The 18,490-nt window shown below is 35.2% G+C and carries 11 protein-coding genes and 2 pseudogenes; 7 read left to right on the top strand and 6 right to left on the bottom strand.

Annotation, left to right across the window (positions count from 1 at the left end):
* Position 1: 1 nt before the first annotated feature.
* A complete protein-coding gene (gene helD / locus BHU33_RS04190; RefSeq protein WP_054645899.1) occupies positions 2–2,317 on the bottom strand; it encodes an RNA polymerase recycling motor HelD in 2,316 nt (771 codons plus the stop codon).
* Positions 2,318–2,435: 118 nt separating this feature from the next.
* Here helD and BHU33_RS04185 point away from each other — a divergent pair, with 118 nt between their 5' ends.
* From BHU33_RS04185 to BHU33_RS04170, 4 genes and pseudogenes are all read left to right on the top strand, one after another.
* The gene (locus BHU33_RS04185) at positions 2,436–3,095 is read left to right on the top strand and encodes a histidine phosphatase family protein (RefSeq protein WP_056997698.1); all 660 of its coding nucleotides are present in this window, start codon (positions 2,436–2,438) and stop codon (positions 3,093–3,095) included.
* 9 nt (positions 3,096–3,104) lie between these two features.
* Positions 3,105–4,371: pseudogene (gene hflX / locus BHU33_RS04180) on the top strand (GTPase HflX).
* Positions 4,372–4,861: 490 nt separating this feature from the next.
* A complete protein-coding gene (locus BHU33_RS04175; RefSeq protein ID WP_054645900.1) occupies positions 4,862–6,187 on the top strand; it encodes an APC family permease in 1,326 nt (441 codons plus the stop codon).
* A 143-nt stretch (positions 6,188–6,330) separates the two neighbouring features.
* The gene (locus BHU33_RS04170; protein ID WP_054645901.1) at positions 6,331–6,990 is read left to right on the top strand and encodes an NAD(P)-binding oxidoreductase; all 660 of its coding nucleotides are present in this window, start codon (positions 6,331–6,333) and stop codon (positions 6,988–6,990) included.
* 53 nt (positions 6,991–7,043) lie between these two features.
* Here the strand turns inward: BHU33_RS04170 and BHU33_RS04165 are convergent, their stop codons facing one another.
* Positions 7,044–8,423: an amino acid permease gene (locus BHU33_RS04165; protein WP_054645902.1), complete on the bottom strand. Its 1,380-nt coding sequence runs from the start codon at positions 8,421–8,423 to the stop codon at positions 7,044–7,046.
* A 218-nt stretch (positions 8,424–8,641) separates the two neighbouring features.
* Here BHU33_RS04165 and BHU33_RS04160 point away from each other — a divergent pair, with 218 nt between their 5' ends.
* Positions 8,642–9,505 carry a methylenetetrahydrofolate reductase gene (locus BHU33_RS04160; protein WP_054645903.1) on the top strand — a complete coding sequence of 288 codons (864 nt, stop codon included), beginning with the start codon at positions 8,642–8,644 and terminating at the stop codon, positions 9,503–9,505.
* A 312-nt stretch (positions 9,506–9,817) separates the two neighbouring features.
* Here the strand turns inward: BHU33_RS04160 and BHU33_RS04155 are convergent, their stop codons facing one another.
* The 3 genes from BHU33_RS04155 to adhP form a co-directional block, all read right to left on the bottom strand.
* Positions 9,818–10,675: a glycosyltransferase family 8 protein gene (locus BHU33_RS04155; protein WP_054645904.1), complete on the bottom strand. Its 858-nt coding sequence runs from the start codon at positions 10,673–10,675 to the stop codon at positions 9,818–9,820.
* A gap of 94 nt (positions 10,676–10,769) precedes the next feature.
* Positions 10,770–13,406 (bottom strand): bifunctional acetaldehyde-CoA/alcohol dehydrogenase, encoded by a 2,637-nt coding sequence (gene adhE / locus BHU33_RS04150; RefSeq protein ID WP_054645905.1) that lies wholly within the window; start codon positions 13,404–13,406, stop codon positions 10,770–10,772.
* A 257-nt stretch (positions 13,407–13,663) separates the two neighbouring features.
* On the bottom strand, positions 13,664–14,695 hold the full coding sequence (gene adhP / locus BHU33_RS04145; protein ID WP_056997699.1) for an alcohol dehydrogenase AdhP: 1,032 nt from the start codon (positions 14,693–14,695) through the stop codon (positions 13,664–13,666).
* A 388-nt stretch (positions 14,696–15,083) separates the two neighbouring features.
* Here adhP and BHU33_RS04140 point away from each other — a divergent pair.
* Both BHU33_RS04140 and glsA read left to right on the top strand, forming a co-directional pair.
* Positions 15,084–16,460 (top strand): annotated as a pseudogene (locus BHU33_RS04140) (amino acid permease).
* A 13-nt stretch (positions 16,461–16,473) separates the two neighbouring features.
* Positions 16,474–17,406 (top strand): glutaminase A, encoded by a 933-nt coding sequence (gene glsA / locus BHU33_RS04135; protein WP_054645907.1) that lies wholly within the window; start codon positions 16,474–16,476, stop codon positions 17,404–17,406.
* Between the two features lie 67 nt (positions 17,407–17,473).
* On the opposite strand, the gene BHU33_RS04130 is transcribed toward glsA, so the two are convergent.
* Positions 17,474–18,388 carry a metal ABC transporter solute-binding protein, Zn/Mn family gene (locus BHU33_RS04130; RefSeq protein WP_065866286.1) on the bottom strand — a complete coding sequence of 305 codons (915 nt, stop codon included), beginning with the start codon at positions 18,386–18,388 and terminating at the stop codon, positions 17,474–17,476.
* Positions 18,389–18,490: the final 102 nt, after the last annotated feature.

Raw genomic sequence — 18,490 nt, 5'->3', positions numbered from 1 at the left:
TTTACTCCTTTACTTGGCGATAGTCATCCTTAGGAACTTTGGCAAATAATGGTGATGGTTTCCCGATTGAAATAATGTCTAAACGATGCATGGCCCTTGTACAAATTGTATAAACCAATTTGTCATCATTTTGATCTGGATAGTTAGTATCAGATCCATCCCACATTACTACAGCATCAAATTCAAGTCCTTTGGCTAAGTAAGCTGGCACTACAATCACACCATTTACTAATCTCTGGTTCTCGGTTTGAATCAGGGTTGCTTGAATCCCGCGATCTTGTAATTTTTGATAAACATCCTGACACTCTGCCAAAGTTTTTCCAATGATTGCTGTAGTATCTTTAACTTCGGTATTTAATTGGAGCTGGTTAGCTAACGCCGTAATCCCTTGCGTTTCATCATCAACGACTGTGATAACTGGCTTTTCTCCCGTACGAGCATACGCTTCAATATCCCCACCATCAGGAATCAGATACTTAGTGAAGTCCGTAATCTGCTTGGTAGAACGATACGACTTCAATAGATTAATTACTTTAATTTTTTCTGGATCAAACATCTGCTTTAAATCGTCCATTATTGTATGGTGATATTGATGAGTAAAGATTGCCTGATTTAAGTCACCTAATAAAGTGAATTTAGCACGCGGAAAATTCCATTTCAAATATGCTAACTGAAATGGGGTATAATCTTGAACTTCATCAACAAAAAGGTAACGCATTTCAGTATCTGGATGCTTTCCAGTCACTAAATCAAAAAGATATAGATAAATTGAAACGTTAGTCATACTAATGTGACCAGCTTTAAAACGCTCAATGGTATGCTCCACACTTTGTTGCCATTCAGTTTCGCTAATTTTCCATTTACTCAAATCAGCCATCTTAGGCACACTGCGCAATAAATTTACAAATTGGCGATTAATACTAAAAAAGCGGTTTTTCATAATTTGAACTCTAACTTTTTTAAAAGCATCAGTCACAATTTGTTTTGCTAAAAAATTATATTCCTTATCGCTATCTTCTATCTTTTCTCCATACTTAGCATATAACATTTGCAACTGTTGCTTTGATAGACTTTCAACTGTTTCTTCAACCCAGCGTTTCTTCATTTCACTACTAATATGTCGGTTTAAAATTTTTAATAATTTTTCTTTTGTTCCAGCAAGTCGATTACGCAAGTTATAATTTTCATTAAAACTATAATAAATTTGTTTAATTTCTTGTTTTGAGATGAACACTTTACCTTGAAACATAATATTTTTAAACTGAATGTCGGATTGATTTAAGTGATCAGCGTAGTCTGTCACTAATTTGAAAAAGTCCAAACTATTTTTAAAATCCGCAATATTTCGCTGCTGAATATCTAAATTTTCATCAAATCGTTGCTGAATCGTTTCTACTTCTAAATGAGGTACCCGGCGATTAATAAACTGATAATAAGTCATCTGCACCATATTTTGTTCACCAAGTTCAGGTAAAACCTGATTAATATAGTCATTAAATAATTGGTTCGGTGAAAAAAGAATCAGTTGTCCTGGATTCAAATTACCGCGATAACGATAAAGTAAATAAGCCACTCGTTGTAAAACTGCTGCTGTTTTTCCAGACCCTGCTACTCCTTGAACAAATAAAAGGTCGGAACTAGTATCTCGAATAATCGCATTTTGTTCCTGTTGAATTGTGGCTACAATACTCTTCATCTTAGTATTAGATTGCTTTTCAAGGTTTTCCAGCAGAACTCGATCACCAACTGCTTCATCTGTGTCAAAAACTGTTTCAACAACTCCGTCTTTAATTTGAATTTCACGTTTTAAAGTTACATCAACCGTCTGTTTACCCATTGGTGCGTTATAAGTCATTTCCCCCATACCACTGTCATAGTAAACACTACAAATAGGGGCTCTCCAGTCATAAATCAAATAATGATCTGGATGCTCTGGGTCTGTGAACGAAGCTAACCCGATATAGATTTTTTCTGGATTCTGCTCTCCATCTTCCTTCAAATCAACTCTAGCAAAATAAGCATTCTGATCCAGTTTTTGTAATGTTTCCAAATCGCGAGTTGCGGTTTGCCAGCGATTCTGCTTTTGCGATAACATTTGCTGTTGTTGACGCACTGATACCCCTGTGTCCATTTGACCAGCATAGGTACTAGTTTTAATGCGAACATCATTATAAAAGTTTTTTTCTAAATCTTTTTGACCAGCTTTGGCTCGCTTAATTGTCTTCTCAGTTTGCTGCTCAGCTATTCCAATTTGGTCTCTAACAAAATTCAAATGTTTTTGTTCATATTGTTTCATTGCTTCATTCGACTCGCTCATCACGCACCTCCAACTCGTTAAACTCGATTAATCATTCTAACATACTTACTGCACAAAGACGACGATAATAAAGCGAATGTGATAAAATTTAGAAAAAGCACACGAGGAGGAATTTAAGATGGATGGAATTAATTTATATTTCGTACGTCACGGTCAAACTTTTTTGAACCGTTATCAAAGAATTCAAGGATGGGCTGATTCAGGTCTAACTTTGAAAGGAATTAACGATGCTATTAACGCTGGTAAGGAACTTTCAAAAATTAAGTTTGATCAGGCTTATAGTAGTGATACTAAACGGGCCAGCAACACCGCTCATATTATTTTAAAAGCAAATCCTTCAGAAATTGAAGATGCAATTCAAAGACCATCATTACGAGAGGAAAACTTTGGATATTTTGAAGGAAATGATGCCGCACAAGCTTGGAATATGATTGGTGGTCCACACGGTGCTTTTAACTATGCTGAAATGATTAAAATGTTTGGAATGGAAAAAACGCGTGATATGATTGCAGACGCCGACCCTTATGGGGATGCTGAAAATGATCAAAAATTTTGGGGACGTTTGCAACCCGGCTTAGATGAAATTGTTGCAACTGCACTTAATGGACAAAATATTTTAGTGGCTGTTCATGGCACCTTAATTCGCAGTATTGTTAGTAAATTCAGCGATATTGATATTACCGAGCCCATTTTAAATGGTAGTGTTACTAAAGTAGTTTACAAAGATGGTAAATACAATGTTGAATTTTACAATAAAGTTTCAAATATCAACTCCTAAGGAGACCTCATGGAAAATAAACCCACTCCAGTAATTACAATTGGTTTAAATGTCAATAATTCTCATTTTGACTATTCAATGGAAGAATTACAAAACCTAGCAGCTGCTAATCATATGGAATCAATTGAAACAGTAGTACAAAAATTGGATCATCCAGATGCAGGCACTTATTTTGGCAAAGGAAAAATTGAGTTTCTTGCTCAATTAATCCAGACCACAGCTGCTGACACAATTATCGCCAATGATGAACTGAGTCCCAGTCAAATAAGAAACATTGAAAAACAAACCAATGCAACTGTCATTGACCGGACTGGTCTAATTTTAGAAATTTTTGCTAATCGTGCTCAAACTAGCGAAGCTAAGCTCCAAGTGCAAATGGCAAAGTTAAAATATCAACTCCCCCGCTTGCGAACCAGTGCCAGCCAACGACTTGACCAGCAATCTGCTGGCGGAGGTTTAGCTAACCGTGGTTCTGGAGAAACTAAAATTGAATTAAGCCGAAGAAATATTGAACATCAAATTGACCACGTTCGCCGTGAATTAAAAGAAATTGACAAATCACATCAAACTCAAAGCAAACGGCGAAAAGAATCTGATATAAAAACAGTTGCCTTAGTCGGATATACAAATGCCGGAAAATCTACTATTATGAATCAACTGGTAAAAAGATTTGGTGAAAACGAAGACAAACGGGTTATGGTGAAAAACATGCTGTTTGCTACTTTAGACACTAGTGTCCGCGACATAAAAATGGCTGATAATAAACATTTTCTTCTCAGTGATACAGTTGGATTTGTTAGTGATTTACCCCATCAATTAATACAGGCTTTTAAGTCAACCCTAGCTGAAGCTGCCAATGCTGATTTGTTAATTCAAGTCGTTGATTACTCGGATGAAAACCAGGAATTAATGATGCAGACTACCGAGAAAACTTTAAAAGAAATTGGGGTTCCTAATCTACCAATGATTAAAGTTTTCAACAAGGCTGATCTGGCTGGCGCCTCTTTTCCTAATCGTGAAGGTAATAATTTGATTATTTCTGCCCTCGACTCCCACTCAATTGACCTGTTAATTAGTGTGATTCTTGAAAAGCTTTTTCAAAGACTATGTAACCAAAACCTTTTTAATTCCTTTTGATCAAGGAGATTTAAGCTCAACCTTTAACGAAAAATTTGATGTTCAAGAGACGAACTATACTGAAAATGGAACTGAGTTAACTGTAAATCTTCCTCAAGCTAGCGCTGAACGTTATTCTAAGTATGAAATAAAAAAATAAACTTAGTCGTTGACAATTAATGATTAGCCATTTAAAATGTTGTTAATAACTTAAAGAAAAAATTTAAGTAATGCTTCTAAGAGAGTCTGATTCTTTCTGTAATTCAGATGTTGCATCTTAATTAGCCACTTTAAGTTCTTCAACTTAAAAATTAATTAAAAGTGCTTTTACATTTGTAAAAGAATCTGGGTGGAACCGCGCTTTAGCGTCCCTGACAATTATTTGTCGGGGGCGTTTTTATATTTTTAAGTTATCTGTTTTTGTTCTATGTGTAGTAACATGTTTGAATAAATCTTTAAGTTAGGTTACCTAAAAATGAGAATTGTTACGCTTGGTACCCTAGCTTAATGAAAAATTCAAATTGATTAATTGAACAGGTTAGATTTAAAAGTGCTTCTACATTTTGTAGAAGAATTTGGGTGGAACCGCGCTTTAGCGTCCCTGACAAGTTTATTTGTCAGGGCGCTTTTTATTTAAAGGAGGAACTATCATGGAAAAACCACACAAAGAAGTTGAACTAAATCGATCACTTGGCCTTTGGTCGGCACTTTCGTTAGTAATCGGAACCATCATCGGAGTGGGAATTTTTGTTCGCCAAGCTGCCGTAATTGATGATGCAGGTTCTCCAACGGCTGCATTATTAGCATGGCTAGCTGGTGGGTTGCTCACTCTAGCTGCTGGTCTCACAATTGCTGAACTAGCCTCACAAATTCCCAGCACTGGTGGTCTATATGCATATATGGAAGAAATTTATAATAAGTTTTGGGGCTTTTTATCTGGTTGGATGCAGATTATTGTTTACGGTCCTGCCATGATTGCTGCTTTAGGTTCATACTTAGCGATTTTATTAGGTGATTTTTTCCATATTAATCCCTTTTGGAACATTCCGATTGCAATTGGCGCTGTCTGTTTAATCGGTTTATTAAACGTTTTTCCTAATCGTTATGGGGCAGCATTTGCGATTATAACAACCATATGTAAATTAGTTCCCGTAGCTGCATTAATTATTTTTGGTCTTTTCTTTGGTCATGCTAATGCTCTTTCCCAAAGTATCAATCATGTTCATACTACTGCTGGCGGTTTTGGAATTGCCATGTTAGCAACATTATTTGCCTTTGATGGCTGGATTTTAGTTGCTAATTTAGGGGGAGAAATTAAAAATCCTAAAAAAATGCTGCCTCGGGCAATTTCATTAGGAATTATTATCGTTATGATTGCGTATCTATTGGTCTCATTTGGAGTTTTGAAGAGTATTGGGGGAGAAAAAGTCCACGAACTAGGAACTGCTGCTATTCCATACATCGCACAAAAAGATTTTGGAGTTCTAGGCGGAAAAATCTTAAGTATTGGAATCATCATTTCTATCGTTGGTTGTATGAACGGAAAAATCATGACATTTCCTAGAATTATGTATGCAATGGCCAAAGAAAAACAACTTCCCTTTGCTAAACAGCTTTCATACCTTAATGAAAAAACTAGAACTCCAATTTTTTCTATTATGTTGACATTGGTAATTGCTGGAATTATGATTTCCTTTTTTGATGCTGATCGACTTTCAGAATTATGTATTTTTACAATCTATTGTTTCTATGTAATGGCGTTTGTTGGTGTCTTCATATTACGAAAACGTAATCCTAAACAAAAAAGAGTTTTCTCTGTTCCATTGTTCCCATTTGTTCCACTGGTTGCTATTGGTGGGTCACTCTTTGTAATCATTTCAGAAATCATGTCTGACCCAATCGGGGTCGTGTGTTCATTAGGAATTGTAGCTTTAGGAATTCCGGTTTATTATTTCGAAGTAATGCGTAAAAAATAAAGTACAAAACAAAAAGTTATCGTTAATAACGATAACTTTTTTAGTTTAATCATGCTTAGTTCTAAAATCGATAACCCGTCTCACTAGAATTCACTCCTTGTCACCTTTATAATGAAACAAAATGAATGAAAGAAGGAATAACAATGAAAATTATGATTATTGGTGGTTCCGGACGAGTTGGAACTGCATTAACAGAAGACTTTGTTAAAAATACTAATGATGAAATTACGGTGGCAGTGGGACATCCAGAAAAGGCAACTCAGTTTAAAGATCTACCTAACGTAAATGTGATTAAATTTGATTTTGCTAATCTCAAAATTGAACAAATCACAGCTATGTTAAAAGGATATGATGCGATTTACTTTGTAGCAGGCTCCCGTGGAAAGAGCCCAGTACAAGTAGATAGCTTTGGTGCCATCAAAACGATGATTGCAGCACAAAAAGCTGGCGTAAGTCGTTACATCATGTTAAGTTCCTTTGGAGCTTTGCAACCAGATCAATGGATTGGAAACCCTAAATATGCCAGCTTACAAGCCTATCAAGCAGCAAAATTCATGGCTGATCATTATCTAATTCATGATACTGACTTAAACTACACTATTTTACAACCTAGTTCATTAACTGAAAAAACTGGGACTGGAAAAGTAGCTTTAAACGAAGATGAAAAAAGTACTGAAAATCCAATCCCGGATGTAGCTGAAGTTCTCTTCCAAATTTTAAATAATAAAAACACTTATAAAAAGGTGATTTTAATGCACAGTGGAGCTACCCCAATTAAAAGTGCTTTAGATAATTTGAAATAATTTTCAATCAAAAAGGATCGCTAGCTGATTGAGCTAACGATCCTTTTGTTTAATTAATTTAATTTTTGTTTCTTTTTTTTATCCCAAATTACATATCCAACAATCAAAGCAGCAAAGAAAATCACTGTTGCAATTACCGAAATTCTAGTTTCAAAGTTAAACATTAAAGTTACCAAGACAGCAAGGTAAAAAATAATGGTTGCATAACTAGAATATGGGAAGAATGGCATTTTAAATGTGTCTAACGGATTGCCAACCGTCTTCTTATATTGAATATGAGTAATCATAATAATAATCCAAACAAAAATGAAACTAATAGTAGCAACTCCTGTAATCAAAACGAAAATTTTACTTGGGTAGAAGTAGTTCAACAATACAATTCCTAAGAAAACCATGGAAGAAACTAAGATACCAACGTATGGAACGTTATTACGAGATAATTTAGCAAATGATTTAGGCGCTTGTCCGTTTTTACCCAAGATGAATAATGTTCTTGAAGTAGAGAAAATTGCTGAATTAGCAGCTGATAATGCTGACGTCAAAACAACAAAGTTAATGATATTAGCAGCATAGCTAATTCCTAATCCAGAGAAAACTTGCACGAATGGAGATTGATTAGGATTAATTTGATTCCAAGGATAAACTGACATAATTACAATCATTGATCCAATGTAGAACAATAAAATTCTTACTGGAACCGAATTAATTGCTTTAGGAATATCTTTTTGCGGATCCTTTGTTTCTCCAGCAGTCAAACCAACCATTTCAATTCCTGTAAAGGCAAAGATTACCATTGGAAAAGCCAGAATAAAACCAACCGCACCAGTCGCAAAGAAACCACCATGGTCAACTAAGTTTGCTAATGAAGCAGTGTTGCCCTGCGTATGGAAACCAACTGCAATCATTCCAACACCAGCAACAATCAAAGCTAAAATAGCAAAAATCTTAATACTAGAAAATGCTGATTCTAGTTCGCCAAACCAGGCAACATTAATTAAGTTAAATGCCACTAGAATTGCAACTACAATCAACGGAGTAACCCATTGCGGCAGTTGCGGGAACCAAAATCGCAAATAAATCCCAGAGGCAGTTAAATCTGCCATTGCCAAACTGGCCCAACTAAGCCAATAAGCCCATCCAATCGCAAATTCCCATCTATCACCTAAATATTCTCGTACAAAATCAATGAAAGAATGTAATTTGGTGTTTGATAATAACAATTCACCAACGGCACGCATCATTAAATATGAAAAAAGTCCAGTAATTAAATATGCAAGGATTAATGCAGGTCCAGCAGATTTAATGGCTGTCCCGGAACCCAAAAACAATCCGGTTCCAATGGCTCCCTCAATCGCTATCATTTGAACATGTCGCGAAGTTAAACCTCTTGATAAATCTTTATCATCCTGCTTTGTTTGATCTTTTTCTGTCATTAATATCACACCTTTCTAAAAAGAAAATGTCTGCGTTTCAAATCAAATAATTTGGCGTCAAGACATTTCTATGATTAATTATTAAAGTTTTCTTAACTTAAGCAAATACAATACTATCAATTTTATAGTATAACGTCAACTGTTCTGCTAACAACCTAATTTAACATTTTATCAGGTATAATATCTTTATAAAAGGCACTAAATCATTAGGAGTTATTATGGACAGCCAAAGTATTTTTCAACCTAACCCAGTTTTCTCTTTAGAAGTTTTCCCGCCACAAGCACAATTAGATAATGAAGGATTTAACGAAAAGTTAGCAATTCTTAAAGACATTAATCCTGATTTTATTTCAGTAACCTTTGGTGCTGGTGGTCAAATTAATAATCAAAACCCACTCAAAATCGCAGACTTAATTCAACAAAAATCAAAAATTACCGCTATGGCTCATATTACCGGTTTATATCAATCACAACCACAATTATCAAAGCAACTCGCGCAATTAAAAAAACATCATATTACAAAAATTCTCGCTATTCGTGGAGACTATCGAAATAGCTCTCAGCCACTAGGAGATTTCAGACATGCTGATGAACTGATTGCTTTTATTAAGGGACATGGTGATTTTGAGATTGCTGGAGCTTGTTATCCGCAAAATCATCCGGAATCAAAAGATACAGAAAAAGAATTTTACTATTTAAAGCAAAAAATCAAGGCAGGATTAAGTTTCTTAATCAGTCAAATGGTGTTTAATAATGAAAATTTCTATCATTTTCAAAATCAATTAGCAGCACATCAGATTCAAACTCCAGTCGAAGTTGGAATCATGCCATGTACTAGCAAAAAACAACTGCAAAAGATCACTCATTTAACCGGACACCCAATACCTGCCAAATTGACAACTCTAATAAATTACTATCAATCTGATTCAAAATCTATGCGTCAAGCTGGAATTGAATTTGCTATTCAACAAATAATTGATTTAAGTAAACATCACGTTGCTGGTATTCATTTATTTACCATGAATGATGTCGAAGCCGCCAAATCAATTTGGGATGCAACTCGACACACCTTTAAATCATAAAAACACTATCAGATTTTTAATTATTAAATCTGATAGTGTTTTTAATAATTAAGTATTTTAACGTTCTACTTGGACCGTTACAGTACCTAAACCATTATCAAAATTAGCTTCCCAAGTTCCTGATGCTAATGACTCGGAACGGATAGTTTCATACCTGAATCTACTACTTTTCACTAAACAGTAGCTCTCTGAATCATCATGATATTTAATATGCTCGTCATCGTTTTTAAATGAATTAATGATTGTTATTAAAATACTCCCACTTATTTAAGCTGTCAACATAAAAATGAAAATAATAATCTAATAATTTTTTTATTTACTATTTTCTTTTTTTATAAAATTAGCCAAGCGATGGATTAATTGATTTTTAGCAGCAAAATAATACTTGCGAAGCGGATGCAAATGATTATTACGACTAATCCATGGTTTATCAAAGCAATTATAGTGAATAATAATTGGATGCTTAATTGCCTCGGCTTCACTAGCCCTTCTGTCAACAATCGGATTAAAGCCATTTTCTCGCCGCACTAAATGGGTTTGCAAATTATACTTAGGATCAAGTCGTTCCCAATCACCATCAACAACTGCATTTAAAGCATCCTGATCTTGATACTTCAATAATTTAGGCTCATCATTAGCAATTTTTCGCGAACGTTGCGAAATTTGTTCTTGATTCCATTTTTTAACATCAATCAATAATAAACCAGAATTAAAATAACGTCCCGGTTCCTTGCTAATTCCCATTTCCTTCAGACGATTAACATACCCTGAATCCTCTGCTGCTCCAAAAGCATGTCCATGCAAATCGGTTTGCCAAAGTTTATCAATATTTCCACAACAAATCATATCTGCATCTAAATACAAAATTCGAGGAACATTTACTTCAAGAGGTATTTCGATCCGATAGTAAGCGTTGATAATATCACTATCAGGAGAATTAGTATTAGCATTTTGATAGCGATCTGCTAATGGTTCTAGAAACCTAATCTGATGACAATTAGGATAAATATCCTGAATTGCTTGTAATAAATTAATACTTTGCTGAGAAAGTTTTTCTTTAACAATATAAAAATCAAATTGCGATTTTTGATTGTTTTCCAAGATTGACGCATACTCAACGGCCAATGGAATTGCCATATTATTATCAGTTGTAGAAGCAATTGAAATCATATATCGTACTCCCTTTCTAAATATTATTAAAAGATAAAAGACACTGCCAACTTCATTAACCAATGAGATGGCGGTGTCTTTTAAAATTATTTAATTAAACTTCCTTATCTTTATCTGTTTCAACGCCAACACCTTCATACTCATCAAGAATCATCTTCTTCAAATCAGCAATGAGTGGCTCTTTAGGGTTAGCAGTTGTACATTGATCAGCGTAAGCAAGTTCTGCCAAGTGTTGCGCAGCTGCTTCAAGATCTTGTTTGTCAACTCCTTGACTCTTCAAGCTGAGCGTTACTCCAACTGAATGTGCCAAGTCGATAAATTTCTTAACCAATGCTTCTTTCAATTCTTCATTAGTGTTACCAGGTAACCCTAAGTAACGAGCAATGTCTGCATAGTCTTGGCCGGCTCTAAATGATTCATATTTAGGCCAAGTAGCAATCTTCTTAGGTTGCTTGAAGTTATAACGAATAACATGAGGCAAAGTAATTGCAATTGCAAGACCATGAGTAATTCCGAATTGTCCACCAATTTTATGAGCAATTGAGTGAGTAATTCCTAAGAAAGAGTTAGCAAATGCCATTCCTGCAATGGTTGAAGCAGTATGCATCTTATCACGTGCTTCCATATTGCCATTGTAAGAATCAGTCAAGTTATCAAAAATCATTTTGATTGCTTGTAGTGACAATGGACGAGTGTAATCAGATGCCATTACTGAAACATAAGACTCAATCGCATGTGTCAAAGCATCTAATCCGGAAGCTGCAATAGTTCCCTTTGGAACTGTTTGGACAAATTGAGGATCAATGATAGCTACATCAGGAGTTAAAGCATAATCAGCTAATGGATATTTAACGTGAAGTTTTGAATCTGTAATAACTGAGAATGGTGTTACTTCTGAACCAGTACCTGAAGTACTAGGGATAGCAACCATTTGTGATTTATTAGCCTTATCAAAGCGGTAAGCCCGTTTTCTGATATCCAAGAATTTTTGTTTTGCTCCAAAGAAATCAGTTTCTGGGTTTTCATAAATTAACCACATCATCTTAGCAGCATCAAGTGGAGATCCACCTCCAAGTGCAATGATGGTATCAGGTTTAAAGGCTTTCATTTGAGCAACTCCGGCATTAACTGTGTCCGTAGTTGGTTCTCCATGAATATCATCAAAGATATAGTATTGAACTCCATCTGGTCTAGCATTTAATTCATCTAAAACTTTGTCAACATAGTGATATTTAACCATTGAAGGACTGGTAACAATGAAAGCCTTCTTAATATCTGGCATATCTTTAAGGTAACGAACAGAGTTCTTTTCGAAGTAAATCTTAGGTAATTTAATCCATTGCATATTATTTCTTCTCTTTGCGATAGTTTTAATGTTTAACAAATCATAATCGGTAACGTTATGTGAAATTGAGTTACGACCCCATGATCCAGTTCCAAGTGTTAATGAAGGAGTCATGTTGTTATAAAGATTTCCAACTCCACCCAATCCAGCTGGTGAGTTAACCAAAACTCGAGAAACTTTAACAGCTACCCCAAAGTCGATAGCTAATTGATCATTGCTGGTTTGAATAGCAGCAGTATGACCTAAACCACCATAGTTCAATAACTTAGATACAATTTCAAAGGCATCTTTATGATCTTTTGATTTGTAAACTGAAATTACAGGAGAAAGCTTTTCACCAGACATTGGGTATTTAGGACCAATTCCTGTCATTTCAACTGCTAATACTTGAGTATCCTTTGGAACTTTAATGCCAGCCATGTCAGCAATCTGTTGTGCTGTAGCTCCAGCAATCGGACCCTTAACACTCAAACGAGTACTATCAAACATTGCATCAGTTAATTTTTGTTTTTCATCATCAGGAACAAAGTAAACTCGATTTAATTCTAATTGTTCTTTAACATCCTTGTAGATTGATTCATCAATAACCGCACTATTTTCAGTAGCACAGATCATTCCGTTATCAAAGGTCTTGGAAAGTACCAAATCATTAACGGCACGAGGAATGTTAGCAGTTTCCTCGATGTAAACAGGGCCATTACCAGGACCAACACCTAAAGCAGGTTTACCACTAGAGTAAGCAGCTTTAACTAAACCAGGACCACCAGTAGCTAAAGTACATGCAACTCCCGGATTTTGAATCAAAGCATTGGTTGCTTCACGACTTGGTTCGGTAATCCATTGAATGGCATCTTTAGGAGCACCAGCAGCAACCGCTGCATCACGCATAATTTCAGCAGCTTTAATTGATGATTTTAATGCTTGAGGATGTAAACTAAAAATAATTGCATTTCTAGTTTTCATTGAAATAATTGACTTAAATAAAGTCGTTGAAGTTGGGTTGGTAACAGGAGTTATCCCGGCTAAAACACCAAGTGGTTCAGCCACTTTGATTAAATCATCTTCTGAGTTTTCTTCAATTACACCAACGGTTTTATCGTTGCGGATGTCATGCCAGATTTCTTCAGTTGCAAAAAGGTTTTTAATTGCTTTATCTTCGGCAACTCCACGGCCCGTTTCTTCATAGGCCATCTTACCAAGCATTTGATGAGCATTAACTCCAGCAATTACCATTGCGTGGGTAATCTTATCAACTTTTTCTTGGTCGAAATTACTCATTTCATCTAAGGCGACATGAGCCTTTTCTACCATTGTATTAATATTGTTTTTTATTTCTTCTACATTTGGTTGTTGCTTTGCTGCACTTGCTTGTTTCTTTTCTGTCATAATTTAACCCTCCGGTCATTAGGCATTTGTTATCTTATTCACATACTTATAATAACATATCATTTTGAGAACGCAATCATTTTGTTTAGTTTTTATTTAATTTTTTCTTTTGCCGTTTTAAAGGCTTTTCTGCCTATATATATCAAATTGAATTATTAAAAAGATAATTGTTACCAATTACACATATTTTAATTATGAATATAAAAAGAACCCTTTCAAACCGAAAGAATCCGTTTGAAAAGGTTCAAAAATTAACTTTATTTTTCATTACCGGTAAAATCAAAAACTACTCGTCCTACAATTTTACCTGCTTTCATTTCATCAATTACTTTGTTAATATTTTCTAATTTATCGGTTCTAACGATTGGTTTAAGGTCTCCAGCAGCTCCAAAATCAAATGTTTCACGAAGATCTTGTCTAGTTCCGACTAATGAACCGGCAACTTTAATTCCATCTAAAACCGTTTTATCAATGTTAAGTGCCATATCACCTTTTGGAAGTGCAACAGCAACTAAAGTACCATTTGGTTCCAGTGAATTAACGGCATTAGTAAATGCGGGAGCACTAACGGCAGTTACAATAGCATCGTGAACTCCGCCATTTGTACCTTTAATAATTTGTTCCGTAGCATCATCATCGTGACGGTTAACCACTAAATCAGTGCCATTATCTTTAGCTGCCTGTAATTTCTTAGGATCACCATCAGTTACTACTACTTTGGCGCCAAAAACATTTTTAGCTAATTGAACAGCAAGATTACCTAAACCACCGGCACCAACTACTTCAACCCATTCACCCGGTTTAGTATCGCCTTCTTTTAATGCTTTGTAAGTAGTAACGCCAGCACAAGTTAATGAAGTGGCTTGAACTGGATCTAGTTCTTCAGGAACTTTAACAGCATATTTAGCATCAACAATACATTCTTCTGCCATAGCACCATCAACAGTAAAACCAGCATTTTTAACGTTTCGACATAAAGTTTCGTTTCCAGTTACACAATACTTACAAGTACCATCAGCTGAATAGAACCAAGCAATCGAAACACGGTCGCCAATTTTTAGATTATCAACATCTTTGCCTAGTTGAGTAACACGTCCAACCCCTTCATGTCCGATAATTCTACCTGGAACTTTACCAAAATCACCTGAAGCAACGTGCAAATCAGTATGACAAAGTCCACAATATTCAACTTTAACTAATGCTTCATTATCTTTGATTGGTCTTAATTCAACATCTTTAACATCTACATAACCATCAGAATCCGGTCTTACAACAGCAGCTTTAACCATAATCAATAACCCCCATAATTGTCTTTACTTAAATATTTCTTCTCAAAGCTATAATAACGCTCATTTTTTCACATGTCAATTATGAAGCGCCTTGTTTTCGTTGACAAAACGCGAAAGAAAGCGATTGCAAAATTTAATTGTGGTTTGCTATTTCCAATTAAAAAAGTGTATAAATTTATTTTCATACTTTACTAACATTTAATTTTTCTTCGAACTGTATTATTCTAAAGTTGGTAATTTTAATAATATTTTTAGCTTGATTGCTACTTATTTAGGAGGACGTTTTTTGATGAATACTTCTCAAAGTAATTCAAACTTGCCAAAATCTTCCGATGAATTAAGGAATCGAACTCCGGTTCATTACCTTTCTTTTTTTGGATTTTTGTCAATGACCATTTCGATGGTTGTAGCACTTTATGAATATCCAACTTTTGCTACTGCTGGATTAAGTTTAGTGTTCTTCCTATTATTAGGAGGATTCTTATGGTTTATTCCTGTAGCACTTTGTGCTGCGGAATTTGCTACTATTCCTGGTTAGGAAACCGGTGGAGTCTACACATGGGTCAGCGGCACCTTAGGACGCCGCTGGGGATTTGCCGCTATTTTCTTCCAGTGGTTTGAAATTACGGTTGGTTATTTAACCATGCTGTACTTTTTAACTGGAGCTTTATCATATGTAACTGGTATTTCAGCAATTCAAAATAACAAATACGTGAAATTAGTTACTTTGCTGGTTATCTTTTGGGGAGTGTTGCTGACTCAACTACGTGGATCAAGGTATACTGCTACGATTGCCAAGATTGGGTTTGCAGTCGGAATCTTGCTTCCAGCAATTGTACTTTTTGGATTGGGTTTCCACTACGTCTTAGCAGGCGGTCAGATTCACACTCCAATTTCGCTTCACGCACTTATTCCTGATTTTTCTAAACTCTCAACTTTAGTAGTTTTTGTTTCCTTTATCTTAGCCTACATGGGAGTTGAAACATCTGCTAGTCATGCGAATGCTTTGAAAAATCCGCGAAAAGAATATCCAACTGCTATGTTCGTCTTAGTTATCTTAGCAATTATTTTAGATACTTTGGGTGGATTAACAGTTGCTGTAACCATTCCACAAAAAGGACTTTCTTTAAATACCGGAGTTTTACAATCGTTTGATATTTTATTAAGTAACATTAATCCCGGATTAGTTTGGATTGCCCGCATTATTGCACTTTTGATTTGTTTAGGAGTGATTGGTGAAATTGCTTCGTGGGTAACTTCACCCTCAAAAGCGTTGCATGTCGCTGCTGTGGATGGCTTATTACCTAAATATTTCCGTTATGAAAACAAAGAACAAGTTCCAGTTCATCTAGTCGTTGCTAACGGGATTGTGGCTACTATCTGGGCAGTCGTCTTCACTCTTTCTGGAGGCGGATCAAACTTAGCCTTTTTGATTGCCCTTTCATTAACCGTTGTAATTTACCTAATGTTATATTTCCTATTTTTCATTGGTTATCTTAAAATGGTTATTAACGATGCCCTTCATAAAAATGATCACAGCAAAAAGCAGCGCAGTTATGAAGTTCCAGGCAGAATTGTCGGAAAAGTTCTTGTTTCCGGAGTTGGATTATTAACTTCAATTTTTGCCTTTGTAATCTCATTTGTCCCACCAGCAAGTATCGCTGCCAATCAACATGGCATCTATGAAGTCAGTTTAGTAATTTCGTTTTTGATTGTTTTATCAATTCCATTTACGATTTACGCATTTAGAAAGCATTTTAATTAAGGAGTGAAATAACATGAATCAAACAGAATTAGATCAATTAGTTGAAAAAAACTTTAAATATTATAAAGACGGTCATGTAGCTGATTATATTCCCGCTTTAGGACGTGTAAATCCTAAACAATTAGGTGTAGCACTTTATGATATTCAAAATAATGCCCAAATGTCTGCTGGACAAGCTAATGTTCGCTTTGCCATTGAAAGTATTTCAAAAGTTCCTGTTTTGCTTTTAGCAATTAAAGATCGCGGTATGAAAGCTGTTTTTGAAGCTGTGGGAGCTGAACCAACCGGATTTGCTTTCAACTCAATTTTGAACATGGAAATCAATCATCTAAAACATCCGATGAATCCTTTTGTAAATGCTGGGGCATTAATGACGTCATCATTAGTTAAAGGCGACACTGACGAAGAACGTTTCGGTCGAATTTTAAGTTTCATGCAGGAATTAATGAACGATGATGATATTACTTTAGATAATGAAATTTACGAATCAGAACACGCTACTTGTAGTATCAACCGTTCCCTTGCTTATTACGAGCTTGGCAATAATATGTTCCCATTTGATAAAGATGTCGAAGAAATCATTGATGTTTATTGTAAACAATGTTCAATCTTGGTAACTGCTGAAGATTTATCCCGTTTAGGGGCACTGCTTGCTAACAATGGTGTAGCTCCTTGGAGTGGCAAACGTTTAATCAGTCAGGAAGCTGCTACTATTACAAAATCCATTATGACGACTGCTGGTCTTTATAACCAATCTGGAGATTACTCGTTCCATGTTGGAGTGCCTTCTAAGTCTGGTGTTGGTGGTGGTTTAATGGTTGCTAGTCCTCAAAAATACGGAATTGGTACCTTTAGCCCTGCCTTAGACAAGGATGGAAATAGTGTTGCCGGGATTCATTTATTAACCGATTTAGTGCGTGATTTAAATTTAAATATTTTTGAATAAATATTAAAAAGACAGCTTGCAGTGATTTTTATATCATCTGCAGACTGTCTTTTTGTTTGAACTTAAATTATTTATTCATTTCCTGTTGCTGAATTTTAAGGACCTGAGAATAAGCATTGTCCATCCACTCTAAATAATTTTTATCGGCTGGGATTGTTTCAGTAACTTTTACAACTGGTACATCATGTTGGTTAGCTAGATCAACTAACTGTTTTACCATTTTGCTATCTGCCTGGGTATTGTCAACAAAGAAAGCAATCCGATGTTTAGTAATATCATCTTTAATTTTTTTGATACTCTTTGGTGATGGATCAACCTCTTTTTCAGTTGCATTCGCAAATTCGGGGCTATTCACCTGATATCCCATATAGTTCAGAGCATCGTCAAAAACCGGTTCACTCACATCTACCTTCTTATTTAAATTGTTTTGCTTTAAATTCTTTTTAGCAGTATCAGCCTGTTTTTTCACTTTGTTATATTTTTGTAAATACTTAGTCCCATTTTCATGGAAATATTTTTTATTATGAGGCTGACGAGCACTGTAAACATTTTCTAATTCGTGAACTAGTTTTTCGGCAGTTTCAGGATCATACCAAAGATGTTCATTATCACCATCTTTTTTGTGCATAATTTTACCCACATCCACCACTGTTATATCATCATTGCCATTTTTGAGTAGCTTGTTCATCCAATTATCATAACCAATTCCGTTTTCAACTACGACATCCGCCCCTGATACTTGATTAGCATCACCAATAGAAGGTTCAAAATCATGCGGATCGCCACTTCCTTTAATAATTGGTTTTACGGTTCCCTTATCGCCTAAAACCGATTTGGCAATTTGTCCATAAAAATTAGTAGAAGTTACAACTGATATCTTATGATCTTTCTTTTCATTAGTAGCCTGTTTCCCACATCCTACTAATATAAAACCACAACATAAAACTAAAATTACCATGATTCTTCGACTTATTTTTGTCATCCCCAATTTTTCCTCCTATAATTAACATATATCTTTTTCATCAAAATTATTCAGCAATATTGCTTAATTAATATAACACTGTTATTTAAAAATATGCAACTC

The sequence above is a fragment of the Fructilactobacillus lindneri DSM 20690 = JCM 11027 genome (assembly GCF_002907375.1).
GTDB classification, from domain to species: domain Bacteria; phylum Bacillota; class Bacilli; order Lactobacillales; family Lactobacillaceae; genus Fructilactobacillus; species Fructilactobacillus lindneri.
This window is presented reverse-complemented; position numbering and strand designations above follow the sequence as displayed.